We start from the raw sequence: 23,712 nt of genomic DNA, 5'->3' as shown, positions 1-23,712 counted from the left end.
GGGCGGCGCAATGGGAATCGATAGACGCAGCATTGTGAAATTGCTGATCGGCGGGGCAGTGGGGAGCATGTTCACCCCGGTCCCCTGGAAGCTCACCGACGACATCTCCATCTGGACGCAGAACTGGCCCTGGGTGCCCAAGAACATCCGCGGCACGGATGCCTTTGTGCCCACAGTGAGCAAGCTGTGCCCTTCTGCCACGGCCATGCTGGTGCGCACCGTGAGTGGTCGCCCTGTGCGGACCATCGGCAACCCGGAGCATCCGCTTTCCGGCGGTAAAATTTCTCCGCTGGCCGCCACGGAAGTGCAGCTCCTGTACAGCCCCTCCCGCATCAAGCGGCCCCTGCGCAAGGCGGCCGATGGTGGCTGGAAGGAAATCTCCTGGACTGACGCCCTGGCCCTGCTGGACGAGAAGCTCGGCTTCGTCAAGGGCTCTGCCACCCGGCTTGCGGTCATTTCCGGCGACCAGACCGGCACCGTGAATGAGGTGCTCTCCGGCTTTACCGCCTCCATGGGCTCCAAGCAGTTTTTCCTCATGCCCTCCGAGGCCCAGACCTTGGCCCGTGCCTGGGAACTGATGGGCGGCGCTGGCATGCCGGGCTTCGAAACTGCCGGCAGCGACTACGTGCTGGCCCTGGGCGCGGACATCCTGGAGTCCTGGGGGCCGTCCACGCGTACCCGCCGGGCCTACAGCGCAGCCCGTCCCCATGGCGAGACCCCTGCCGCCACCTATGCGTATGTTGGGCCCAGCTGCACCAACACCGCCGTGGGTGCGGACATCTGGGTGGCAGCCAAGCCGGGAACCCAGGCGATCGTGGCCCTGGGGCTGGCCAACCTGCTCATCAAGGCCGGCGCCACCTCGCAGGCTCCTGATTTCGCCGCCTTCAAGACCCTGGCGGCCCGGTTCGAGCCGGCCACCGTGGCCCAGCTTGCCGGCGTGTCCGAAGCCAATCTGGTCATGCTGGCCGAAGGTCTGCAGAAAGCCAAGGCGCCGGTGGTCATCCCCGGTTCCGAATCCGGCCAGGGCGGCAGCGCGGCTGCAGCCGCTGCCGGCATGGCGCTGAACCTGCTGCTGGGCGCCTACAACCAGAAGACCGGCCTGCGCGCCGTGCCTGAGTTCGCCCCGGTGGTGGAAAAGGCCATGCCCCGCAAGGCCGTGATGGCCAACGATCTGGCTGCCTACATGCAGACCCTGGCCGGCGACGAAAAAGCCCGGCCCGAAGTGCTCATCACCTACGAAGCCAACCCCGTCTATGCCCTGCCGGGCGACGTGGCCGGCGTGGTGGCCAAGATTCCCTTCAAGGTCGCCATCGCCCAGTTCATGGACGAAACCGCCACCATGGCGGACCTGATCCTGCCCTCGCCCCTGGGCCTCGAACGCTATGACGACGTGGCCACCCCCATCGGGTGCGGCACGGCCATCTACTGCCTGAACAAGCCCGTCATCGACGCCGTGAATCCCGGCGCGAACATCCATGGCGGGGATGTCATCCTGGGGCTGGCTGCCAAGCAGAATGCCAACCTGGGCTTCAATTCCTTCAAGGACGTGCTGGCCGCCAAGGCCAAGGCCGTGGGCGCCAATGCCGCAGACCTTGCTGCCGGCAAGGCCTTTGTCGGCGAGGCCGTCACCGGCGGGCAGCCTTCCCTGGCGGCGGAAGCCATTGCCAAGAGCCTGGAAATCAAGGCCCCCGAAGGCGCATATGCCCTGGCCGTGGTGAACAAGCTGGGCTTCGGCACAGCCACCACTGCGGTGCCCCCGCAGAACCTCAAGCTCATCCGCGAATACGAACTCGCGGATACCTTGATGTACGTGCACCTGAACAAGGCCACTGCCGCCAAGGCCGGGGTTGCCCAGGGCCAGAAGATCACCCTCAAGGCTGGCGAAGGCAAGGCGATTCCCGCCCTGGTGAACATCAGTGAAATGGTCATGGACGGCGTGGTGATGGCTCCCTGCAACTTCGGCCACACGGCGTTCGACGAGTTCGCCAAGAACAAGGGCGCCAACGTGGCCCGGTTGTTCACGGCCCAGGTCGAGCCCGGCACCGGCCTTTCCATCTGGACCCAGACCGGCGTCGCAATCGAAAAAGCCTAAGGGGAAGGATCAGCAACATGTCAGGCGCTCAACAATCGTTCAAGATCCTCTGGGGGATGGCCATCGACCTGGACAAGTGCACGGGCTGCGGCGCGTGCATGGTGGCCTGCCAGGCTGAAAACAACCTGGCTCCCGAAAAGGATGCGTCCAATAAGCGGCGAGTCATGAACTGGCTCAAGGTCTATGAACTCTCCAACGGCAAGGCCTTCCCGGATCACGACACTGCCTTCCTGCCCCGGCCCTGCCAGCAGTGCGGCAACCCGGCCTGCGTGCCCGTGTGCCCGGCGACGGTGACCAAGAAGGACGAAGAGGGCGGCATCGTCAGTCAGGTGTACCCCCGCTGCTTCGGCTGCCGGTACTGCATGGCGGCATGTCCTTACAAGGCCCGGTACTTCAACTGGTACGATCCCGAGTGGCCCCAGGGTTGGGACAAGACCCTGAGCCCCGACGTCAGCGTGCGGCCCCGCGGCGTGGTGGAGAAGTGCACCTTCTGCCATCATCGCTGGATGAAAGCCAAGGACAAGGCCCGGGTGGCCGGCAACGATCCGTACGATCTGCCCGAAGGCGCGTACGTGACTGCCTGCACCGAATCTTGCCCCAACGGCGCCATCGTGTTTGGCGATCTCAACAATCCCAAGCACCTGGTGCACAAGCTGGCCCATAGCGAATACGCCTTCCGGCTCCTGGAACGGCTGGGCATGGACCCGCAGGTGTACTACCTGAGCCGTCGTGAGTGGGTGCGCCGCCTGGGCGACCACCACCTTGACAACGAAAAAACTGGTGACTTCACGCCTCTCGGAGGAGGACATCATGGATAAGGCGTTGCTCCCTGAGGGCTGCCCTCGGTGCTCCCTGGGCAAGTTCCTGATCTGGATGGGTGTCCTGGCCGTGGTGCTGGCCTGGGGCGGCTACTGGATGGCCCGGATCTTCCTGTTCGGCATCGGTGAGACCGCGTTGGACAACACCTTCGGCTTCGGGCTGTGGATCACCTTCGACCTCGCGGTGATTGCCCTGGGCGCCGGCGCGTTCTTCACCGGCCTGCTGCGGTATATTCTGAACATTGATCCGCTCAAGCACATCATCAACTTGGCAGTCATCATCGGCTTCATCTGCTACTCCGGGGCCATGATCGTCCTCGCCCTGGACGTGGGGCAGCCGCTGCGCTCCTGGTTCGGCTTCTGGCATGCCAACGTCCACTCCATGCTGGTGGAAGTGATGTTCTGCATCACCTGCTACCTCATGGTCCTGGCCATTGAGTATGTGCCCATCATCCTGGAAAACCGCCAGTTGAACAAGATTCCCTTCCTGCACAACATGGCGCACAACTTCCACCTGATCATGCCGCTGTTCGCCGGCATGGGCGCCTTCCTGTCGTTCTTCCACCAGGGCTCCCTGGGCGGCATGTACGGCGTGCTCTTCAGCCGGCCGTACTCCTACCGCCCCGGGTTCTTCATCTGGCCCTGGACGTTCTTCCTCTTCGTGCTCTCCGCCGTGGCCTCCGGTCCGGTGTTCACCATGCTTATTGCCACGGTCATCGAAAAGGCCTCTGGCCGCAAGATGGTGGACTTCAAGATCAAGGCCCTGATGGGCAAAATCGCCGGCACCATGCTGCTGGTGTACGTGCCTCTCAAGATCATGGATACCTGGGGCTGGGCCACCAGCGTGCTGCCGGAAATGGGCCTGAACTTCAGCGACCTGTTCCACGGCGTTGTGTATGGCCAGTGGCAGCTGTGGACGGAAATCGTCATCTGCGGCGTGATCCCCATGATCATGCTCAATGTGAAGTCCATCCGCGAGAATCCCATGTGGCTGTACACCGCCGCCATCCTGGACTGCATCGGCGTCAGCATCAACCGCTACGTCTTCACCGTCCAGGGCCTGGCAGCACCGGTCATGCCCTTCGATCAGTGGGAACTCTACATCCCCAACGAAGCCGAATGGGCCCCGACCTTCCTGGTCATCGCCTACGGCGCAGTGCTCATCTCCCTGTCGTACCGCTACCTGCCGGTCTTCCCGCAGGAAAAGGCGCTCAACGCCGCCAAGTAAGTGGCTGGCATCTGCTGCAATGCATCAAAGGGGCGGTCCTCACGGGCCGCCCCTCTTTTTGCGCGAATGGTTTCAACGAAGGCGTTGCAAGCGATACCGAGGGCGTTGCGAGGGATGCGGATGTGTCTTTGGACGTGCTCTCATCCCATGCGTTCCCGCGTGAGACTTCCGTGAGCACCTTGCCCCGGTGGGGCCTCCCCCTGGGGCACTGCGCAACCGCAGCGTGCTGTCGGATCAGCCCAGCAGATAAATGGTGGCCGGCACGGTGGCGACGGCCAGGATGGTTTGTCCGGTGATGATGGCCGCCATCAGCCGGTCGTCGCCGCCAAGCTGGCGTGCCAGCACCGAGGCGGAGGCCGCTGCCGGCACGGCGGCGAACAGCACGCAGATGGCCGCCGCCCGGGGCGGGGTGCGGTACAGGGAGCAGGCCAGCCAGGTCAGGCCCGGCAGGGCCACGAATTTGAGCAGGCAGGAGACCAGCACCGGCTGCCAGGAGCGGGGGAGTTCCTTGATCGTCAGGCCCGCGCCCACGGCCATGAGCCCCAGGGGCAGAGCCGCGCCGCCCAGCAGGCGGATGGTCTCAAACACCGGCTCCGGCAGGGGCAGGCCCGCGAGGTTGATGCCAAGCCCTGCCGCGCAGGCCAGCAGCAGCGGATTTTTCAGGATGGACAGGACAATGTGCCCGGCGCCGTAATCCCCGCGGCAGCCAAAGAACGACACCACCGGCACGCACAGTAGGTTGACCATGGGAATCATGACCAGCAGGGCCACGGCAGACAGGGTCAGTCCTTCCTGCCCGAAGAGGGCCGCCGCCGCCGCCAGGCCCACATAGATGTTGGGGCGCATGGACCCCTGGAAGATGGAGGAGAACTCCGGCCCGTCAAAGCGCAAGCGGGCCTGCAGGAACAGCCCCAGCCCGGTGACGCCCACCACGGCGGAGATGAGGGCCCCGGCCATGGAGACGGCCGGCAGGCCTTCTGCGGTCACCGTGGGGGCGGCCGCCAGGGTGGAAAGCAGCATGGCGGGGAGCAAGAGGTAATAGGTCAGCCGTTCGACGTCAGGCCAGAGTGTTTCCGGCAGCAGTCGCCACTGGCTGCAGCCCCAGCCCAGGGCCATGCAGGCGAAAAGGGGAAGCAATATGGTCACGAGATGTCTGCGGTGTCTTGCGGCAAGGAACATCAGGCGCGCGTGGCGGCACGGCTAGATTCCCTCGCCCTGGATGGTCTTGGCCCAGGTGAGGGCCTCGGCATAGGAATTTGCCACGGTCATGGGGTCCAGGTCCAGGGACGTGATGACGCCATCGATGTTGTCCCATTCCCCGCGTTCGAAATACCGGGCCATGTTCAGCCACGGCGTGTACCCGTTGGTCTCGCCGCTCAGGGCTGCGGTCAGGTCGTCATCCAGGGGCAGGTTTTTGGAAATTTCCTTGAACGGCACATCCAGCATGGCTTCCAGCAGGGAGAACAGGCCCAGCAGGTACAGCAGGTCGGCCTTGGCGATGGGAAGATCGTGGTTCAAGGCGGTGCGTTCCAGAAACTTGGCGCGGATGGCGGAGAGGTACGGCAGCTCGGAGGTTTTGTGCTTGGGGGTAATGTCCGTCAGGAAGATGAGCCACAGCCAGCTCTTGATCTGCTTCATGCCCAGGAGCACCAGGGCCTGGCGGATGCTGTCCACCTTGCGGGAGAGGCTGAAGTTGGCGGAGTTGGTGAGGGCCAGCAGCCGGTAGCTGATGGAGACGTCCGTTTCGATGACCCGGGCGATTTCCGCAAAATCCGGGTTTTCCTTCTCCAGCACCTTGAAGAGCATGAGCCGGGAGATTTGATTGGACGTGAGCTTGCGGCCCGGCACAATGACCGGTTTTTCAAAGAAAAAGCCCTGGAACAGCGTGTAGCCCACCTTGCGCAGGAACTCGAACTGCCGGATGTCCTCCACCCGCTTGGCGCCGAGCACGGCATGGTGCGACTGGGCCAGGATGGTCAGCTCCTTGAGGCGGGGGACCTCCTTGCTCAGGATGTCGATGAAGACGATATCCGCCAGCTCCAGCAGGCCCTGGGCCTCGGGGTCGCCGGTAAAGTCGTTCAGCGCCACCTGAAAGCCAAGGGCCTTGAGCTCGCCGAGGGTGGCGAGCACCTCGGCGCGGTGGCCGAAGCTCTCTTCCACCAGCAGGATGGTGCTGGAGGCGGGCAGGGTGCGCGGCACCCGGCGCAGGATGCTTTCCTCGGTGAAATTGATGCACAGTTTTTTGATGCGCTCTTCCCCTTTGGGAAGATTCATGATGGCATTGGAAATGACTGTGAGGGTGGCAATGTCCTTGTCGTCAAAGCGCGCCTGCGTGGCATCGGAGGAATGCCGGTAGAGCAGGGCGTATCCCCAGATATTCTTGTCCGCGTCAAAAATGGGTTGACGGGCGAAGAAGGTGTCCACGTACAAGGCGGCGGTCCCGTCCTTGCTCGTTTCCAGGGTGTGCTCGGCCATGCGCTCCTCTCAACTGACTGGTTCCCGGGGCTTTACGAACAGCGTGCGAGCCTTGTATCATGGAATCGGACAGGCTGAAAGAGCACAATCCCTGCCGGCGTCGGCAGAGACGATGATCGATCGGCAATCCGTTGAAACTGGAGGCACGCCAGGGCAGCGCGGCGGATGCAGGGCACCTCGTTTAGGACTGGACGACGCGCAGCGCTTGACGTACAGCACCAGCGAGGATCGGCATGGTGTCCCTGCCGGGGGGGCTGCCGCAAGGTGGCTGCCATGGCGGACGCCGGGCCTGTCTGCGAGGGTGCGCTGCCGTGCAGTAGGCCTGTTTCGCAGGCTGCTGCGCAGATTGTTCCAGCTGCAAGGATGTTGTGACCAGGGCAATGATGAAGCCAGCGGATGCACCCGCCATGCCGGGTTTCTCTTCAGAAGATGAAATGCGCCAGGCCCGGATGGTGCAGCGCAAGTCCGGGCTCAAGCTGGCCGAATACTTGCGCCATCAGGGCAAGCTCAAAGAAGACGAGCTGATGGAGTATGTGGCCAATCAGCTCCAGATAGACAAGTATTCCGTCGAAAAATATCCTGTCGATACGTCCCTCTCTCGCATCTTGCCCATGGATGTGGCCCGCAAGCACCATGTGGCTGTGTTGCGGCAGAAGGGCAGCATGATCTGGCTGGCCACCTCGGACCCCCTGAATGTGGGCATGCTGGACATCCTGGAGAAGTCCACAAAGTTTGATATAGAGCCCGTCTACTGTCCCAAGGGCGAGCTGGACGAGCTGCTCTTCCAGTACTACGGCAAGACGACGGACATGAAAGACCTCATGGGCGCCATCGAGGAATTTCATGTCGAACGAGACGAGGAGCTCATTGCCGAGGGCCTGGGGGACATCTCCCTGGCTGCCCTGGAAGATGCGCCCATCGTCCGCCTGGTGAACCAGGTGCTTTCCCAGGCCGTGGCGGAAAACGCCTCAGATATTCACATCAGCCCCCAGCGCGACCGCGTGCAGCTGCGTTTTCGTATCGATGGCGTGCTGCGGGAGTATCCGGCCCCGCCCAAGTCCGTGTTCATGCAGTTTGTTTCCCGCATGAAGCTGCTGGCGAACATGGATATTTCCGTCACCCGCGTTCCCCAGGACGGCCGTTTTTCCTTCAATGTCCAGACCAAGGAAGTCAACGTCCGCGTTTCCGCCCTGCCCACCATCTATGGCGAGAACATGGTGTTGCGTCTGCTCATGAAGGCCCGCAAGTCCCTGAGCCTCGAAGACCTGGGCATGAACGAGGAGGACCAGCGGCGGCTGGAAGAAAATCTGTACAAATCCTATGGGATGCTCCTGGCCTGCGGCCCCACCGGCAGCGGCAAGACCACCCTGCTGTATGCCATGCTGGCCCGCGTGGACAAGCCGGAGATCAACATCATCACCCTGGAAGATCCCGTGGAAACCCGGGTGGACACCATCCGCCAGGTGCAGCTGAACCGCAAGGCCGGCATGACCTTCGCCTCGGGCCTCAAGTCCATCCTGCGTCAGGACCCGGATGTGCTGATGGTGGGGGAAATCCGGGATCAGGAAACCGCCCAGATCGCCATTGAGGCCGCCATGACCGGCCACCGCCTGCTTTCCACCGTACACACCAACGATGCCCCCGGCGCCATCACCCGGTTTATTGATATGGGCATTGAGCCCTTCCTCATCTCCTCCACCCTGCTCATCACCGTGGGGCAGCGTCTGGTGCGCCGCAACTGCCGCTACTGCCTCATGGAATACCAGCCGTCACAGCCCATGGTGGACGCCTTGCACCTCAAGCGGCCCATTCCGTTCATGAAGGGCAAAGGCTGCCCCCGCTGCCGCGACACGGGCTATGCCGGCCGTGTGGGCGTATACGAGGCCCTGTCCATCGACGAAGAGATTCAGGAGATGATCGTGGGCCGCAAATCCTCCAAGGAAATCGGCCGGACCGCCTCGGCGGCCAAGAAGTTTCGCTCCATGAAGCACGACGCCCTGACCAAGGTGGCCAAAGGCATCACCACCCTGGAAGAAGCCGCGCCCATTCTGTTCATGTGAAAAGAACTCTCGGGGGAACACCTTTCTAAAGAAAGGTTCTTCCCCNGGTTTCCCCTCTCGCAACATGTCCCCCCCAAACGCCTACATCCCCCGCGCGATGGCCCCCAGCCGGGCCACGGCCTGCTCCACCTGCGGCGTGAACCGCAATCCCGTGGAAAGCCGCAGAAACCGTTCGAATCCTCCGCTGTTGGAAAAGAGCAGCCCCGGCGAAATGCCGATGCCCTCGGCCGCTGCACGCAGAAACACATCCACGCCCGTGGGACCGCCCGGGGGCAGCTCCACCCACAGGATGCAGCCGCCGCGCGGCGTGGTGGCGCGGGTACCCTCCGGAAAATGTCGGGACACCGCCAGCCGCATGGCCTCGGTCTGCTGCTCCAGCTCGCGGGTGACGCGGACCAGATGCCGATCGTACAAGCCGCGCTCCAGGTATTCGGCCACGGCCAGTTCCGTGGGGGCAGCTCCAGACAATGTAGACATCCCCTTGAATTCAAGCGCCTTGGTCGCCACGGCCTTGCCCGGCAGCAGGTAGCCCACCCGGTACCCGGGCGTGAGCGTCTTGGAAAAGGACGATACCAGCGTCACCACGCCGTGATCGTCAAAGGCCTTGCAGGCCGGCGGCCGCGGCGCATTGCCGGGCTGGGAGGAGGGGAAGACGAGGTCGCCGTACACATCATCCTCCACCAAAGGGATGTTGCGGCTGCTCAGGAGCTGCACCAGCTCGGCCTTGGCCGCGGGCGGCATGCAACTGCCGTCGGGATTGTTCCAGGTGGGCGTGAGGACGCAGGCGGCGATGTCGAACCGGTCCAGGGCCTCTGCCACGTCGGCAGGGCTGATGCCGGTGTGCGGGTGCGAGGGCACCTCCACGGCGCGCAGGCCCATCAACTCCAGCATTTGCAAAAAAAAGTGATAGGTGGGAGAGGCAATGAGCACGGCGTCTCCCGGATGGGTGAGGGCCCGCAGGGCGATGGACATGCCCTCGGTTGCGCCGCAGGTGGTCAGCAGCTCCTCGGGCGCGGCCAGCACTCCGGCCAGGGCCAGCCGACGCGCCACCTGCCGCCGCAGCTCCATGCTGCCGGCCACGGGCGCGTAATGAGCCACGCGGTCCGGCTCGCGGCGGCTGACTTCGGCCAGCAGACGGGAGAGGGTCCGGGCCGGGAGCAGGGCCGGATCCACCTGCGCCACGCCCAGGGGCAGCACTTCGTCACGGCCCAGGGTTTCCAGCACCCGGCGGACGATTTCGCCCCGCCGCACCGTGCGGGCCACGGGCGCATCCATGGTGGGCGCTCCGGCCGGGGGCAGGGCGGCGGCCGGCTGGCGGACCACGAACCCAGACCGCGGCCGGGATTCCAGCACCCCGATGCGCTCCAGGGATTCGTAGGCCTGCACCACCGTGGTCAGGGAGACGCCCATGGCCGAGGCCGTCTCGCGCAGGGAGGGGATCTTGCGGCCAGGGGGGATGGATCCAGTCTGGATCATGCCCAGAATGCGCTGCTCCACGCGTTTGTACAGGGGGGCGTCAGACGCCGGCAGGGGCGATGCCATGGGGGAACCTCGTCATCTGTACTGGGTGAATTTTCATTTTCTGTGTCTGTTCACATGACAGATTCCGGCGCAATGTCCAGTCCTGCGTCGGGCAATGAGGCCCGGCGGAAGGAGGAGTTTCAATGCAGACGCGTATGTCCGGTCGGGATACGGCCGTGGCCCTGCTGACGACGTTCATCTGGGGTCTGAATTTTGTGGTTATCCGCTGGGGCCTGGGCGAGTGGCCGCCGCTGTTCTTCGCCGCCCTGCGTTTTGCCGTGGTGGCCGTGCCCGCGGTGTTCATCATCGGCCGCAATGGCCTGCCCTGGCGGCTGGTGCTGGCCACGGGTTCGCTGGTGGGCGTGGGCTACTTCTCCCTGCTGTTCGTGGGCATGCAGCTGGGCATGCCGCCCGGGCTGTCGGCGCTGGTGTCCCAGGCGCAGGTGCTGTTCACGGCGCTGTTCTCCGTGTGGCTGCTGCGGCAGCGTCCCACGGCCTGGCAGTGGTGCGGCATGGGGGTGGCCGGGGCAGGACTGTACCTCTCCGCCGGCAACTCCCTGGACCTGGCTCCGCTGGCCGGCTTCGCCCTGGTGCTGCTGGCGGCGCTGTTCTGGGGGATGGGCAACATCATGATGAAAAAGCTCGGCGGGGGCATGAAGGTGGACGGCTTCCGTCTGACCATCTGGATGTCCCTGGTGCCCATCGTCCCCAACCTGATCCTGTCTTTCTGGACGGAGCAGGGCCAGTGGGAAGCGCTGTCGCACATCAGCTGGATGGGTGCATTCGCCGTGCTGTACACGGCCTGGGGCTCCACCATCATTGGCTGGGGGGCCTGGGCCTGGCTGCTGCGCAAGTATGCCGCGCCGCAGGTGGCTCCGTTCTCCCTGCTGGTGCCGGTGGTAACATTGGTCATTGCCGTCAGCCTGGGCATGGAACCCCTGAAGCCGGAAACAGGCATGGCCGCGGCCCTGTTGCTGGGTGGCGTGGCCCTGACCCTGTTTGGTGACAGGCTGGGCGGATTCTGCCTGCGCCGCCAGTGGCTGCGGCCACGCGCGGCGGAAGACGGCTACTCCACCAAATCCTGATAGAGCAGCTCGATTTCGTCGAACCGAACCACCAGCGGCGCAGCCCGCGAAAGACAGACAAACAATGGCATGGCGCCGACTTCCAACGGCGCCTTGACCACATTGCCCGGCAAGGCGGGGCGGTGGCGCTCCCAGGCCACCGCTTCCGCGGCCAGGGCATCGATGGTGCCGGACGCCAGCGCCGGCAGCAGATCGGCCAGCCTTCCACGGGGGATGCGCGTCTGAGATTCGGATTCCACGGCTGGCAGCCGCACACCGTCGGCCAGGCCGGTGCGGTATTGTGTCAGGTCTGTTTCAAACTGCAGAAAATGTTCCGCCCCCTTGCGAACGTAGATGTGCAAGGCTCCCTGAACGCGGTGGGGCGTGTGAAAGCATTGCAACACCTTGCGCAGGGTCACGGTATCTGCAATGCCGGCCACGATCTCCGCGCGGCCTTCCTGGAGGGGGGCCAGATTTTCCGCCGCCGCCAGGGGCACCCATTGGGCAGAAAAATCAAGACGTTTCGCCAGCAATTCCAGGAATTCCACATCCGGCCCGCGGCCCTGGCCTGCCTGCATCCATTGCCAGGGGGGCAACGGCGCCACGGCCACCAGCAGATCCGATTTTGCATGCCCCGGTGCCGGCCACTGCAGCAGCCAGGGCAGGCACAAGAGTATGTACCGTGCCGTGGTGCAAATTTTTGCATATTGACAACGCATGTGGTTCCTGTACAGTTTCACCATGAAATCATCAAGACGCAGCGGTTCCATGCGCCGGCTGCGGCATGATGGCGCGGAGGGGACGGCTGTTCGCCCCCGGGGGCGGCCGAACGCGCAAGTCATGGCAAGTCATGGGGTTTCCTTGGAGTCGGGCATGGCGCTCAACGCAATGGTTCGCCGCATTCTGCTCCTATGCTGCGCCCTGGGCATGCTCGCCCTGGCGACGCTTTCCCTGGGAGCGTGCGCCGGCATGTGCCCGGACAAGGCCGCGCGCCGCAGCAGCGAGGCCGTCCGGCAGGCCTTTGCCAGCCTCCCGCACTACAGCGCCGCCACCCGCGACGTCTTCCATCGTCCTTCTTCCAATACCACGGTGATGCTGCTGGATCGGCATCCTGCCCCCGGCGAGTGGACAGGCCCCCTGACCATGGGGGCGGCCATCCGCATTGGTCTGGCCCGCAACGCCGCCTTGCAGGAATTCCTGATGGAACGCGGGGTTCCCCGCGAACGCCTGCGGGCGCAGTCCATCCCGCCAGGGCAGGGCGAGGCGCTGGAAGCCTTTTCCGAAACGCCGTTCGGCTACGCGCAGCTTGCGCCGGGGTGGCCGAGGGCGCTTGCCGAAGATTATGTCCGCAGCATGCTGGGCGAGATCTCAGCCGGGGCGGCGACGCAGCCGGCCGCACGGGACGCCCGATTGGAACTCTCCGCCGTGGCCGCGGCCCTGGATGTCATCCTGGACGTGCGCGAACATTGGTACGCCATGGTGGCGGCCTCGCAGGCGCACGTGGCCACCATGGACGAACTGCTCGCCGCAGAAGCCGCCTGGCAGATGGCGCAGGCCCTGCCCGCGGCCAGACCCACATCCCCGGCCGGGCAGCAGCGGCTGGACACCCTGGCCAGATTCGAGATCGCGCAGCGCCAGTCTGCCGCCACAGAGGCCGCCCTGCACGAGGCCAGGCGGCGCATGCAGCAGTGTATGAGCCTGGAAGGGGACGACGCCGGCTGGCACGTGCCGCCCCTGCTCCCCGGACGTCCGGTGCAGGAGGCTGTGGTGGATGAGGCCATGCTGACGGATGCCGAACAGCGTTCGGTCAAGGTCAGCCTGGACCTGGCGCTGGTCCGGCATGAGGTTCTGCGGATCAAGTATGACACCCACGCGGCGGCTGCCATGGGGCTTCCGGAAAACAGCACCGAGTCCGGCACCGTCCGCGTCTGGCTGCCGCATGGAGACGCGCAATCCTCGTGGGCCAACTGGGCGTTCCCTGCGCCGTTTTTCGCGCCGTCCTTCACCACGCGCACGCCGGCCCAGGCCGCGCAGGAACGGGAGTGGCGGCGCTATCAGGCCATGGCATCGGTGGTGCGCACGGCCACCCGCGCTGCGGGCCAGGAGCTGCTGGCTGCCCGACAGACGCTGGAGCGCCTGGAGCAGCAGCGCGCCGCCCGGAAAGCGCCGCAGCTGGCCGTGGGGCGGCTGGAAAGCATGCGCGGCGGCGTGAGCCTGCTGGAAAGCGAACATGAGGCCCTGGCTCGGCGTCGGGCGCTTATTGCTGCCCAGCTGGACTACTGGCTGGCCAGAACCCGCCTTGAGCATTTGTTGGCCGGCCGCATGGCCGTGCCGCAATCGCCGCTGGCCTTCCGGCAGGTCAGCATCATGCAGCCGCCCGCAGAGTAAGCGAACCAGCCGCCATGATCAGACGTTCCTCCCGGCGGTCTTGCCTGCATCGACCTTTGGCATGGTCCTGCCGTACAATCTGACCTTCAGCCACGACCTGCTTTCCCGGCACCTGCGGCCGGGGGATCTTGTCCTGGATGCCACGGCCGGCAACGGCCGCGACACCGAATTCCTGGCCCGGGCCGTGCTGCCCGGCGGCCACGTCTTTGCCTTCGACATCCAACCCATCGCCCTGCAACGCACCCGGACTCGCCTGGTCGACGCCAGCCCGGCAGGCCTGGACCTGATCCAGGCCTGCACGCTGTATTTGGCCAGCCATGCGGACCTGGCACAGCATCTGCCCGCCGCGGCCAGGGGCAGGCTGCGGGCGGCCATGTTCAACCTGGGCTATCTGCCGGGCGGGGATGCCGCCGTCATCACCCGGGCGTCAGGCACCGTGGCGGCGTTGCAGGCGTTGGAATCCTGGATGATGCCGGGCGGACTGATCACGGTGATGTGCTATCTCGGCCATCCCGGCGGAGCGGAGGAAGGGGCCGCCGTGGAGGCCTACTGCCGCGGCCTGGACTGGCGTCGGGCGCGGGTGCTGCGGCAGGGGTTTCTGAATGAGCCAAAAAATTCTACTGTTTTGTATTGTGTGCAATATAAATGACAGTGGCCGGGCCGCACGGAAACATTTTGCGGAATTTTTTGAAATCTCCCTGGAACATTTGAAGATCCCTTGCTAATGATGGAGAGAGTCGAACAACCCGGCGGTGAAATCGTCAACCCTGCAATGACGGGGGAGAATCCATGAATCGCGCATGTATGATGTTTTTGCGTGTGGCTGTGCTTGGGGGCGTGCTCGTATGCGCGGCGCTGGGCATGGTGTGGCCCGCGGCGTCCTGGGCAGAAGATCTGCAGCAGAATGCGTTCATCCACTTCTTCGTGGTGCCGACGCAGGGAGAAGGCGTGGAGGCCGCCACCGAGGCGCTCAAGGGGGAGCTCGTCGATCTGGCCGGCGGCTATACCGAGCTGGGGGCGGCTTCTGGCGGAGATCGCGATGCCGATGGCAGCTTGCATCGTTCGGACCATCGCGCCTTCCTGGTGGCGGCCAGGAAGGACCTTTCCATGCAGCTTGAAGCGCTCCTGGCGGCAACGTTCCACAAGGAAAAGCCGTTCATGCTGGTGTGGCAGGGAAACTGCTCGTTGTATCGCAATTAATCGCGTCATCATTTCACGCTGGATCACTCCATGTACACATCAAAAATGTTTCTCCGCACTGCAACGGCAGTGGCATTGCCTGGCGCATTGGCGCTGGCAGCAGTTTTTTTCATCAACTCTAGTGCCATGGCCGCGGCTGCTGCCAGCGAGTCCGGCAGCTCCGGCGTGTTCCCCTGGCTCATGCTGGCGGCGGGGCTCCTCGCAGGCGGCGGGGGAATGTTTTTTTGGCGATCCGGCAAGGCCTTTGTGCCGCTCATCGATGCTGCCGAGTCCCTGGCCCAGGGCAAAGGCGCGACCCTGAATCCGGCCGGCGGGGGGGATGCCGCCCGACTGTCTGCCGCCCTGGCTGGGGTGCAGACGCGGCTGTCCTCGGCCGTCACGGCGCAGTCGGCCCTGGAGGCGTTGCCCTTCGCGTGCGTGCTGGTGACACAGGATCGGACTTTGGCGGCGGCCAGTCGGGCGGCGGGCGGGACGGCGGATCGCATTGGCAAGTCCGCCGCCGCGCTGCTGGATGCCATTCCCGGCGCGTCCCTGCTGGCGGACAAGGCGCTGCGCGGCGAAACGGCCACCATGTTGGCGGATGCCGCCGGCTCCCGATGGCTGGTGGCGGCGGCGCCCGTTGGAGGAACAGGCGGGGGAACTGGCGGGGGAACTGGCGGGGCAGCCAAAACCGCTGTGGTGGCCTGGGCCGATGCCGGCGCATTGCAGCAGGAACTGACCAACGTCCGCGGGCAGCTGGAGCACCTGCTGGCCCAGGGCTCGGGAGTGAACGAGCTGGCCCAGCGTGTGGCCTCGGCGTCCGAGGAATTGTCGGCCACGGCCGATGAACAGGCCACCGGCGCGCAGAACCAGAAGGCGCAGGCCGAAACCGTGGCCACCGCCATGGAAGAGATGCACGCCACGGTGTTTGAGGTGGCCAAGAATGCCTCCGAAACCGCAGATGTGGCGGAAGAGGCCTCACAGGCAGCCACCCGCGGGGCCGGGCTGGTGCGCGAGGCCGTGCAGTCCATCAATGTGGTGGCCGACTCCGCCTCGCGGCTGGAACAGGTTCTCAGCGACCTGGACAGCCAGTCCGGCGAGATTGGCCGCGTCATCAACGTCATTAACGAAATTGCGGATCAGACCAACCTGCTGGCCCTGAATGCCGCCATCGAAGCGGCCCGCGCTGGCGACGCCGGGCGTGGCTTTGCCGTGGTGGCCGACGAGGTCCGCAAGCTGGCGGAAAAGACCATGGCCGCCACCAAGGAGGTGGAAGCCTCCATCCGCACCATGCAGGATGGCTCCCGCCACGCCATGCACTCCATGAAGGAAACCCGGACCCAGGTGGAAAGCTCCACGGCTTCCTCCAACCGGGCTGGTGCGGCGCTGGAGGAAATTACCGCCCGCATTCAGGACATGACCGGCCGCGTGGCCCAGATTGCCACCGCCGCCGAGGAGCAGAGCGCTGCGGCGGACGAGATCAATCGGAACATCGAGGAAATCTCCACCATCGCCAACGAGGCCGAAGAAGCCGCCACCCAGACGGCGGCTGCCACGCGGGATCTGGCGACCCTCGCCATGGAGCTGCTGACCCTCTCCCAGACCCTGTCCGGCGCACGGGAGGATGCCCGCAAGCTGCGCGCCTCCAAGGGCGAGATGCGCGGCGTGCTGCCCAAGATGATCCAGGAGTGGATCAAGCGGCAGTACCCGCCGCATGTGGTGGAGCGGGTGAAGGAGGAGACGGGCAACGTCACCTTCCTGCCCACGGCCAGTTACCCGGACCAGGTGATGCACCAGATGGTGGAGACCGTGGCCCGGGCCATGGGGAAGCCGGCCCGTGACATCTTCATCGAGTTCGGCAAGTTCACGGCCGTGGAATTCCACCGCATGTACAAGCGGTATTTCAAAACCACGGACCTGAAGCAATTCTACCTGACCATGAACGAGACCCATGCCCAGCTTACGCGGGACATGCCCGGCATCAAGCCGCCGCGGTTTACGTATGAGGACAAGGGCGACACCCTGGTGATGACCTATCACTCCAGCCGCGGGTACCAGGAGTACTTCGAGGGCATCCTGCGCGGCGCGGCGGAGTTCTTTAAGCGCCGCGTGGACATTCGCATGGAAAAGCTGGACGCTGCCACCGGTCGGGCGGTGATTCGGTTTCTGTAAGCGCATGTTCCGGGGAAGGCTGCCCCGTGTGTGGCCTTCCCCGGTGAACGGTTTCGCCGTTCAGGCGCGCCGTCTTGGATGCCACCCTCTCCATCCCCCGCAGAAAAAGTGTCCACGTGGGGCGCGGTTGCTGCTGCCCGGCAACTGTGTCATCATCTGCAGAGGGGCATGATTTTGCACGTCAGCGCCCTGGGCAATCAGGAGGAGACGCGCATGCAGTTGGGCACGATGATGGAGCGGGTGCTGCGGTTTTTGCGGACTGATCTGTGGATTGGCGAGACCGCCCATTCCGGCTTGCTGGGCCATGGCCTGGTGGTGGCGCGTTGGCTGTACATCCTGTGGCAGAGCATTGCCAAGGATCGGCTGCTGCTGCGAGCCTCGGCCCTGACTTATGCGACCATCCTGTCCATTGTGCCGTTTCTGGCCGTGGCCTTTTCCGTGCTCAAGGGCTTCGACTTTCAGCGCACATCTTTCATCAATGATCTGCTCGTCAAGGTGTTCGCCGGCCGCGAGGCCGTGGTGGAGAACATCATCGATTACATCGACAAGACCAACGTCAAGACCCTGGGTGCGGTGGGCGTGGGCTTTTTGTTCGTCACGGTGGTGGGGCTGTTTTCCAACGTGGAAAGCACGTTCAACACCATCTGGGGCGCGCCGCGCAGCCGGCCCATGGTGCGCAAGGTGGCGGACTATATTTCCGTGAGCTGCATCTTTCCGGTGCTCATGGTCATGGCCGTGAGCCTGAGCACCACGTTTCAGAGCACATCCATCATGCAGCATTTGCTGCAGAACGAAATCATCAGCCTGTTTTATTACAACCTGCTCAAGCTCACGCCCCTTGTCAGCGTCTGGGTGGCCCTGAGTTTTTTGTACATCTACCTGCCAAATACGCATGTGCGGCCGCTGCCAGCCCTCTTTGGCGGCATGGTGGCCGGCACCTTGTGGCTGGTGGCGCAGTGGGCCTACGTGCATTTTCAGTTCGGCGCGGCCAATTACAACGCCATTTACGGCAGCTTTGCCCAGTTGCCGTTGTTTCTGGTGTGGTTGTACATTAGCTGGATTATCGTGCTGCTGGGGGCGGAGATGAGCTTCACCTTCCAGCATTACAACACCTTCGTGCGCGAGGCCCGTTACAAGAACGTGAGCCATGGCGAACGCAAGGCCGTGGCCCTGGCGTGTCTGGCGGCGCTGGCGCAGTCGCAGGAAGACCGGCTGCCCCCGCCCAGTCTGGAAGTCCTGGCCGAGGCGGCGCGAGTGTCGCCCAATATCGTGCAGGACGTGCTGACCGTGCTGGGGCAGGCCAATCTGGTGAGCCCCGTGTGCATGGACAAGGAAGACCGCTTCGGACTCATCAAGTCTGCCCGGAGCGTGCGTGTGGTGGAGGTGCTGGAGCTGCTGGACGATGCCGGCCGCGCCGGCGTGCTGCACGAGCTGGCCATGGCCAACCCCCGGCTGACGAGCCTGCTGCGGGACCTGACGCGGCAGCAGCAGGAGAGCGAACGCAACCTGACCCTGGCCGAGCTGGTTTCCGCTGCGCCTGATCCCCGCGCCTGATGCCTGCGCCTGATGCCTGCGCCTGATGCCTGCGCCTGATCCCCGCGCCTGATGCCTGCGGCGGTGTGTGTGGCGTGGCTTTTTGGGCGCGCGCCTTTTACGGTTGAAAAAGGACGTTGCGGGGGAAGAACCTTTCGGTAGAACGGTTTTCCCCCGTGAACTCCTTTCAAAAAGAACGTGCCCTATTTGAGCCCCAGCTGGCCCTTGATGTATTCGAAGTCCAGGTTGGCGGAGACGAGCTGCGCGCCCTGCTTGATCTTGATGACGGCCCGGAGCTTGTGCCGGCTCAGGATGGTTTCCATCTTCTTGGCCACGGTGAAGGTGTCGTCCCGGACCACGATGATGGGGATGGACAGCACTTCCGAACGCGTGAGGATGATGTCGTTGGGGTAGAGATTGCCCGTGAGCACCAGGCAGGGGCAGGCGCCTTCCAGGGCCACGAGCTGGACGTCCGAGCGGTCCCCGCCCACGATGACCGCAGAATTCTTGTTCTTGCGGAAGTGGGTCATGAAGTTTTCCACCTGCATGGTGCCGATGAGGAAGTTCTCCACCACCTTGTCCGCCTTGTTGTGGGCGGAGATGATCTTGCCGCCCAGGCGTTCGGCCAGCTCGCCCACCTTGATGGCTCCCATGAGGGGATCCTTGGGAATGACGCCCACCACCTTCACGCCGTTGTTTTCCAGGAACGGCTTGAGGAGGGTTTCCACCTCGTTCATGTAATTGGGCGGAATATCGTTGAGAATGCAGCCGGCCATGGCATCGCCCAGGGTGTCTCGCAGAACCACCAGATAATCGTAGTTCAGCTCCTTGCGCAGCCGGTCGATGACAATGCATTTGAGCCCCAGGTCGCGCACCACGCGCACACCGTCCAGCCGGGAATAGCGGCCGGAATACATGGAGCCGGAGCCAGCCACGAGCATGACATCACGCTGGGCCTGCAGGGTGTCGTAGGCGGCCTTGATGTTGGCCATGCGGTCAGGCTCCTGACCACTGAAGGCGCGGACCTTGAAATCTTGCGTCACCACCACCGGAGAGACGAGGGCGGGATCTTCCTTCAGTCCCAGCACATCCTGGACGAAGAAGGCGTCTTCGTCGCCCATCTTGCCGTTGATCTCCTGAGGCATGGCGCCCACAGGTTTCATGTAACCCACATTGAAGCCTTCCTTTTGCAACCGAAGGCCCATGCCCATGACGATCATGTTTTTGCCCGAGTATCCCTCGGTTGAACCTATATAGATGCCGGCGGCCATGGCGTTCTCCTTGAGGCGGGAAAGGTCTGTTTGGAAGGCTTTAGCAGCATTGATCGAATCAGCCAAGGGGCGAGGGGTCGAATCCCCCGGCAGCAAGCAGGGGTTGACCGCCGGGCGCGTGGTTGTATACCGGGCGGAGGCGTGGGCGGGCAGTGCGGCGTTTCTGCCCGGCGCAAATTCATCAGCCGCAAGGCGCTACGCACACAGGGGGAATGTCGCCATGCCGACGGAACCGTCCCGGGACGAACTGCTTGCCATGTTTCAGCATCGTATTCACTACCCGTTTCGGGAAGTCAAGTTGCTGGACCAGGCGCTGACGCACAGCTCCTGGGCCAATGAACACGGCGGCAAGTGGCCGCACAACGAACGACTGGAATTTCTGGGCGATGCCGTGCTGGAATTGTGCGTAACCCAGGAATTGTTCGAGCGCTTCCCGCATGTGCGCGAAGGCGAGCTCACGCGCATGCGGTCCCGGCTGGTAAGCCAGCCAGCCTTGAGCGGCCTGGCCCGGGAGATTGGCCTGGAAACCTGCCTGCGCCTGGGCAAGGGGGAAGAGAGCCAGGGCGGGCGGGACCGCGCCTCCCTGCTGGCGGACGCCATGGAAGCCGTCATCGGCGCGGTGTTTCTGGATGGCGGGTTCGAGGCAGTGCGGACTTTTTTACGGGCGTTGTTCGCCGAGCGGTGGCCGGCGGATGTGGAGCGGAAAAAGGAGAAGGACTACAAATCGCACCTCCAGGAGCTCACCCAGCGGCTGTACCGGGAGCGGCCCGGCTATGCGCTGCTGGAAGCCGCCGGGCCAGAGCATGCCAAGGTGTTTGCCGTGCTGCTCACGTTGCCCACGGGCGAAACCGTCACGGCCCAGGGCCCCAGCCTCAAACGCGCGGAACAGGCCGCAGCCAAGGCAGCCATTGCCCGGTTGGAACAGGACGGAACTGGCTGACGGCATGGGTGTTTCAAGCACCTATGCTGTTTGAAGCAGACATTGAATCCGGCAACCACCTGCCATTCCCCCAGAAAAATTCACAGTCAACATTATTGTCAAATAAATAGATTGATGCATCGGTCAGTGCGGAATCAGGCGGATGCGATCACGAGTTCTGTTTTCGCCGTGTCTGCCCCTGCTTGACTTTGCCGTGTGCGGGGAATAGCCATTATACTGATTCTACAGGAATGATCGTGCAGCGGGGACATCCTGTTACGCAAATGAATAAGGAGGATGTGGAGTATGGCCATTCCAAGCAAGACGAACAAGGGGTGGGCGGATATTGTTACCGGGAAAGCAAAACACCAACTCAAATTTCTTGCGGCCAAGGTCATGCTGGGGCGGCTGGTGCATGCGGTGCAGGAGAACCCCACGCCTGCAAACATCAGTGCAGGAGTTGACCAGCTCCATGAACTGTATGTGAAGAACGCGCACATGCCCAGTGTACAGGAAGACATGAAAACCATTTTCGGGTAAAGGGGGGTGCTTTATGAGCCAATCCATCTTGACGGTTGACGAGGCGAAAGCAGCCATTGCCGGCGGGCGCGTATTGCTGCTGGCAGGCGACGAAACCGTGCTGCGCTCTCTGCCCAAGGGGGCGTGGGTCGGTGGCACCATCCCGTATTTCATGTCCAAAAAATTCGGCGGGCTGGCCTCCAAAGACATGGTGTTCGCCACGGACCTCACAGAGATTGTCGCCAGCTGGGAACTGCAGCGGTACGATGCGGAAAGCGTGGCGCAAGTGTATGTGAAGGCTCCGGAAAATGGCTTCAGCTTCATCATCATTCCTGCCACCAGCCCCACGCACCTTTCGTTTGCCCTGAACGCGCCCAATTACGAGCAGTTCGGGGTGCGGCCGCTGGTGGGCTGGATTTCCGGCGTGCATTTGGAAGACTTGGGCAAGGTGACGCCCAAGGTTTTTGATGGGCAAACCGGCGAGGGCATCGAGGACGGCGCGCTGGTCATGGCGGTGACGTTGCCTGCGGGCAAGGCGGCCTCCCTGGGCATCGTGAACCTGTTTGAGCAGGGCGCGGGCGATACTTTGACCTTCCCCGAGTCCGGCTTTGCCACCCAGGACGTGTTTGTCAACGGCAAACGCACCAACTTTGCCCACTACCTCACGGAAAAACAGCTGGATACCAAGCTGCCGCTGGTGGCGGACTATTACGGCGCTTCTGTGAACATCAGCTTCCAGAGCGTGGATGCGGAAAAAGGCGTGGTGAATTTCTACGCGCCAGTGTTCAGCGGCATTCGCTACAAGTACGCCAAACCCGTGGCGGATTATGTGACGGATTTCAAGGACAAGCTGGCTCAGGATTGCACGTTGGATGATACGCGGCTGGTGTTCTCCTGCAACTGCATCCTTAACTATCTGTATTCGGAACTCGAAGGCAAAAAAACAGAACCCTTCGTCGGGCCGATTACTTTTGGTGAAATCGCATACCAGTTGCTCAATCAGACGCTGGTGTACGTGGAATTGCACGACGTGTAAGCAGGCGCAGCCCTGTTCGCGTGAGGGCAGTGCGCGTTGACTCCGCGTTTGAATCAGCCTATCGTTTCAAAAGGGGCAGACGCGGGGGGCATGTCCGGGGAACCCGGGCATGAAACACGGGGAGCGTTGCATGGCAATTCCAAGCGCAACCAATCAGGAGTGGCTGGACATCGTCACTGGAAGAAAGTCGCATGCATTGCGTTTTCTGGCTGCCAAGGTGCTGCTTGGAAGGCTGGTGCATTCCGTGAAGGAAGACCCTTCACCAGAGAACATTGCAGATTGCATTACGCAGCTGCACCAGTTGTATGCCTCCAACCTGCATATTCCCAAGGTGCAGGAAGATCTGAAGACCATCTTCGGGTAGAGCTGACCAGTTGCGGGGTCGAGCTCCCTCCCCGGCCGGGCCCGATGCGCCGGCCGGGGAGGATGTCCCGGTCATGAATCACTACGCGGCACGACTCAGTGCTCGGCTTAGCCGCCGCCGATGAGCTGCATGGCCAGCCGCGGCAGGCTGTTGGCCTGGGCAAGCATGGCCACCGCGCCCTGGGTGAGAATTTGGTTGCGGACGAATTCCGTCATTTCCGTGGCCACATCGACGTCGGAAATACGCGATTCCGAGGCCTGCAGGTTTTCAGCCTGGATGGACAGGTTGGTGATGGTGTTCTGCAACCGGTTCTGCAAGGCGCCCAGCTGGCCGCGGATGGTATCCTTGGAAATGATGGCCAGGTTGATGACGCTCAACATGTTCTGGGCCAGGCTCTGGGTGTCGATGCGGTAGTTGGCCCCGGTCAACGGGTTCCAAAAGCCCAGGGCCGATGCCGTGGCAGCACCGATGTTGATGAAATAGTAGTCTTCCGCAGAATCGTTGCCTGTGCCGAAGTGGATCTTCAGCGGCCCCGTGGATACTACGCCGTCGCCGTTGTGGGTGGCGCCCGGGTGAAGCGTGGGGTCGCCGGAAAGATTGCCGTCCAGCAGCTTGACGCCGTTGAAGTCCGTGGCGTTGGCGATTCGGGTGATTTCCGACATCATCGCCTGGAATTCGGAGTCGATGAGCACACGCTGGTCAGAGTTGTAAGTGCCCGTGGCCGCCTGTTCGGCAAGTTCCTTGAGGCGGATGAGCTTTTCATCAATGACCTGCAGCGCGCCATCTGCTGTCTGGATCAGGGAGATGGCGTCGTTGGCGTTGCGGATGCCTTGCTGCATGGTGGCGATGTCCGCGCGCATGAGTTCGCGGATGGCCAGACCGGCGGCGTCGTCTGCCGCGGTGCCGACTCTCAGGCCGGAGGAAAGACGCCGCGTGGAGGTGGAGAGCCGTCCATAGCTCTCGCCAAGATTCCGGGCGGCGTTCATGGCCATGAGGTTGTGATTGATAACCAGGGACATATGCATAACCTCCGTGTTAATGCTTGCGCGGAGATAAGCAAACACGGTGCCACG

General features: G+C 63.4%; 20 protein-coding genes. 14 read left to right on the top strand and 6 right to left on the bottom strand.

Features of this window, described 5'->3' with window-relative positions; translation table 11 throughout:
- Nucleotides 1-10 precede the first annotated feature (10 nt).
- The 3 genes from qrcB to qrcD are packed head-to-tail and all read left to right on the top strand — an operon-like array spanning nt 11 to nt 4,138.
- The gene (qrcB, locus tag DGI_RS00615; RefSeq protein ID WP_021758642.1) at nt 11-2,092 is read left to right on the top strand and encodes a menaquinone reductase molybdopterin-binding-like subunit QrcB; all 2,082 of its coding nucleotides are present in this window, start codon (nt 11-13) and stop codon (nt 2,090-2,092) included.
- A gap of 17 nt (nt 2,093-2,109) precedes the next feature.
- A complete protein-coding gene (gene qrcC / locus DGI_RS00610; RefSeq protein WP_021758641.1) occupies nt 2,110-2,910 on the top strand; it encodes a menaquinone reductase iron-sulfur cluster-binding subunit QrcC in 801 nt (266 codons plus the stop codon).
- A complete protein-coding gene (gene qrcD / locus DGI_RS00605; protein WP_021758640.1) occupies nt 2,903-4,138 on the top strand; it encodes a menaquinone reductase integral membrane subunit QrcD in 1,236 nt (411 codons plus the stop codon). Before qrcC ends, qrcD begins: the two co-directional genes overlap by 8 nt.
- Before the next feature lie 234 nt (nt 4,139-4,372).
- Here the strand turns inward: qrcD and DGI_RS00600 are convergent, their stop codons facing one another.
- Both DGI_RS00600 and DGI_RS00595 read right to left on the bottom strand, forming a co-directional pair.
- Entirely contained in the window at nt 4,373-5,284 is a 912-nt protein-coding gene (locus DGI_RS00600) for an AEC family transporter (RefSeq protein ID WP_021758639.1), read from the bottom strand.
- Between the two features lie 54 nt (nt 5,285-5,338).
- Entirely contained in the window at nt 5,339-6,613 is a 1,275-nt protein-coding gene (locus DGI_RS00595; protein WP_051286299.1) for an EAL and HDOD domain-containing protein, read from the bottom strand.
- A gap of 434 nt (nt 6,614-7,047) precedes the next feature.
- Here DGI_RS00595 and DGI_RS00590 point away from each other — a divergent pair, with 434 nt between their 5' ends.
- Complete coding sequence (locus DGI_RS00590) at nt 7,048-8,673, top strand: GspE/PulE family protein (protein WP_235619907.1); 1,626 nt, start codon at nt 7,048-7,050, stop codon at nt 8,671-8,673.
- Between the two features lie 81 nt (nt 8,674-8,754).
- Here the strand turns inward: DGI_RS00590 and DGI_RS00585 are convergent, their stop codons facing one another.
- Nucleotides 8,755-10,215, bottom strand: a complete 1,461-nt coding sequence (locus DGI_RS00585; RefSeq protein WP_021758636.1) for an aminotransferase-like domain-containing protein — start codon at nt 10,213-10,215, stop codon at nt 8,755-8,757.
- A gap of 122 nt (nt 10,216-10,337) precedes the next feature.
- On the opposite strand from DGI_RS00585, the gene DGI_RS00580 reads away from it, so the two are divergent.
- Nucleotides 10,338-11,279 carry an EamA family transporter gene (locus DGI_RS00580; protein WP_051286295.1) on the top strand — a complete coding sequence of 314 codons (942 nt, stop codon included), beginning with the start codon at nt 10,338-10,340 and terminating at the stop codon, nt 11,277-11,279.
- On the opposite strand, the gene DGI_RS00575 is transcribed toward DGI_RS00580, so the two are convergent.
- Entirely contained in the window at nt 11,261-11,929 is a 669-nt protein-coding gene (locus DGI_RS00575) for a transporter substrate-binding domain-containing protein (protein ID WP_158407266.1), read from the bottom strand. The two genes, DGI_RS00580 and DGI_RS00575, sit on opposite strands and share 19 nt — an antisense overlap.
- A gap of 202 nt (nt 11,930-12,131) precedes the next feature.
- Here DGI_RS00575 and DGI_RS00570 point away from each other — a divergent pair, with 202 nt between their 5' ends.
- The 5 genes from DGI_RS00570 (at nt 12,132) to DGI_RS00550 (ending at nt 18,551) form a co-directional block, all read left to right on the top strand.
- The gene (locus DGI_RS00570) at nt 12,132-13,646 is read left to right on the top strand and encodes a TolC family protein (RefSeq protein ID WP_027192887.1); all 1,515 of its coding nucleotides are present in this window, start codon (nt 12,132-12,134) and stop codon (nt 13,644-13,646) included.
- Nucleotides 13,647-13,707: 61 nt separating this feature from the next.
- Complete coding sequence (locus DGI_RS00565; RefSeq protein WP_021758632.1) at nt 13,708-14,295, top strand: class I SAM-dependent methyltransferase; 588 nt, start codon at nt 13,708-13,710, stop codon at nt 14,293-14,295.
- 140 nt (nt 14,296-14,435) lie between these two features.
- Nucleotides 14,436-14,846: a hypothetical protein gene (locus DGI_RS00560; RefSeq protein WP_021758631.1), complete on the top strand. Its 411-nt coding sequence runs from the start codon at nt 14,436-14,438 to the stop codon at nt 14,844-14,846.
- 126 nt (nt 14,847-14,972) lie between these two features.
- Nucleotides 14,973-16,997 carry a methyl-accepting chemotaxis protein gene (locus DGI_RS00555; protein WP_051286293.1) on the top strand — a complete coding sequence of 675 codons (2,025 nt, stop codon included), beginning with the start codon at nt 14,973-14,975 and terminating at the stop codon, nt 16,995-16,997.
- Nucleotides 16,998-17,165: 168 nt separating this feature from the next.
- Complete coding sequence (locus DGI_RS00550; protein ID WP_051286291.1) at nt 17,166-18,551, top strand: YihY/virulence factor BrkB family protein; 1,386 nt, start codon at nt 17,166-17,168, stop codon at nt 18,549-18,551.
- Between the two features lie 182 nt (nt 18,552-18,733).
- Here the strand turns inward: DGI_RS00550 and DGI_RS00545 are convergent, their stop codons facing one another.
- Nucleotides 18,734-19,801 (bottom strand): phosphotransacetylase family protein, encoded by a 1,068-nt coding sequence (locus DGI_RS00545; protein ID WP_021758628.1) that lies wholly within the window; start codon nt 19,799-19,801, stop codon nt 18,734-18,736.
- A 220-nt stretch (nt 19,802-20,021) separates the two neighbouring features.
- Here DGI_RS00545 and rnc point away from each other — a divergent pair, with 220 nt between their 5' ends.
- The 4 genes from rnc to DGI_RS00525 all read left to right on the top strand — a co-directional run bounded on the left by rnc (nt 20,022) and on the right by DGI_RS00525 (nt 22,639).
- Entirely contained in the window at nt 20,022-20,741 is a 720-nt protein-coding gene (gene rnc, locus DGI_RS00540; RefSeq protein WP_081696737.1) for a ribonuclease III, read from the top strand.
- A 285-nt stretch (nt 20,742-21,026) separates the two neighbouring features.
- Nucleotides 21,027-21,260 (top strand): hypothetical protein, encoded by a 234-nt coding sequence (locus DGI_RS00535; RefSeq protein WP_021758626.1) that lies wholly within the window; start codon nt 21,027-21,029, stop codon nt 21,258-21,260.
- A gap of 13 nt (nt 21,261-21,273) precedes the next feature.
- Nucleotides 21,274-22,275: a DUF6976 family protein gene (locus DGI_RS00530; RefSeq protein ID WP_021758625.1), complete on the top strand. Its 1,002-nt coding sequence runs from the start codon at nt 21,274-21,276 to the stop codon at nt 22,273-22,275.
- 130 nt (nt 22,276-22,405) lie between these two features.
- A complete protein-coding gene (locus DGI_RS00525; RefSeq protein ID WP_021758624.1) occupies nt 22,406-22,639 on the top strand; it encodes a hypothetical protein in 234 nt (77 codons plus the stop codon).
- Between the two features lie 107 nt (nt 22,640-22,746).
- On the opposite strand, the gene DGI_RS00520 is transcribed toward DGI_RS00525, so the two are convergent.
- A complete protein-coding gene (locus tag DGI_RS00520; RefSeq protein WP_021758623.1) occupies nt 22,747-23,658 on the bottom strand; it encodes a flagellin N-terminal helical domain-containing protein in 912 nt (303 codons plus the stop codon).
- Nucleotides 23,659-23,712 lie beyond the last annotated feature (54 nt).

This window comes from Megalodesulfovibrio gigas DSM 1382 = ATCC 19364 (assembly GCF_000468495.1).
Classification (GTDB): domain Bacteria; phylum Desulfobacterota; class Desulfovibrionia; order Desulfovibrionales; family Desulfovibrionaceae; genus Megalodesulfovibrio; species Megalodesulfovibrio gigas.
This window is presented reverse-complemented; position numbering and strand designations above follow the sequence as displayed.

Coding starts and splice junctions, on each gene's coding strand:
- DGI_RS00525 (WP_021758624.1), top strand. CDS start 22,406: ATGGCAATTCCAAGCGCAACCAATCAGGAGTGGCTGGACATCGTCACT.
- DGI_RS00535 (WP_021758626.1), top strand. CDS start 21,027: ATGGCCATTCCAAGCAAGACGAACAAGGGGTGGGCGGATATTGTTACC.
- DGI_RS00565 (WP_021758632.1), top strand. CDS start 13,708: ATGGTCCTGCCGTACAATCTGACCTTCAGCCACGACCTGCTTTCCCGG.
- DGI_RS00530 (WP_021758625.1), top strand. CDS start 21,274: ATGAGCCAATCCATCTTGACGGTTGACGAGGCGAAAGCAGCCATTGCC.
- DGI_RS00555 (WP_051286293.1), top strand. CDS start 14,973: ATGGCCGCGGCTGCTGCCAGCGAGTCCGGCAGCTCCGGCGTGTTCCCC.
- DGI_RS00570 (WP_027192887.1), top strand. CDS start 12,132: ATGGCGCTCAACGCAATGGTTCGCCGCATTCTGCTCCTATGCTGCGCC.
- DGI_RS00585 (WP_021758636.1), bottom strand. CDS start 10,215: ATGGCATCGCCCCTGCCGGCGTCTGACGCCCCCCTGTACAAACGCGTG.
- DGI_RS00550 (WP_051286291.1), top strand. CDS start 17,166: ATGATTTTGCACGTCAGCGCCCTGGGCAATCAGGAGGAGACGCGCATG.
- qrcC (WP_021758641.1), top strand. CDS start 2,110: ATGTCAGGCGCTCAACAATCGTTCAAGATCCTCTGGGGGATGGCCATC.
- DGI_RS00580 (WP_051286295.1), top strand. CDS start 10,338: ATGCAGACGCGTATGTCCGGTCGGGATACGGCCGTGGCCCTGCTGACG.
- DGI_RS00545 (WP_021758628.1), bottom strand. CDS start 19,801: ATGGCCGCCGGCATCTATATAGGTTCAACCGAGGGATACTCGGGCAAA.
- DGI_RS00590 (WP_235619907.1), top strand. CDS start 7,048: ATGCGCCAGGCCCGGATGGTGCAGCGCAAGTCCGGGCTCAAGCTGGCC.
- rnc (WP_081696737.1), top strand. CDS start 20,022: ATGCCGACGGAACCGTCCCGGGACGAACTGCTTGCCATGTTTCAGCAT.
- DGI_RS00595 (WP_051286299.1), bottom strand. CDS start 6,613: ATGGCCGAGCACACCCTGGAAACGAGCAAGGACGGGACCGCCGCCTTG.
- DGI_RS00520 (WP_021758623.1), bottom strand. CDS start 23,658: ATGTCCCTGGTTATCAATCACAACCTCATGGCCATGAACGCCGCCCGG.
- DGI_RS00560 (WP_021758631.1), top strand. CDS start 14,436: ATGAATCGCGCATGTATGATGTTTTTGCGTGTGGCTGTGCTTGGGGGC.
- qrcD (WP_021758640.1), top strand. CDS start 2,903: ATGGATAAGGCGTTGCTCCCTGAGGGCTGCCCTCGGTGCTCCCTGGGC.
- qrcB (WP_021758642.1), top strand. CDS start 11: ATGGGAATCGATAGACGCAGCATTGTGAAATTGCTGATCGGCGGGGCA.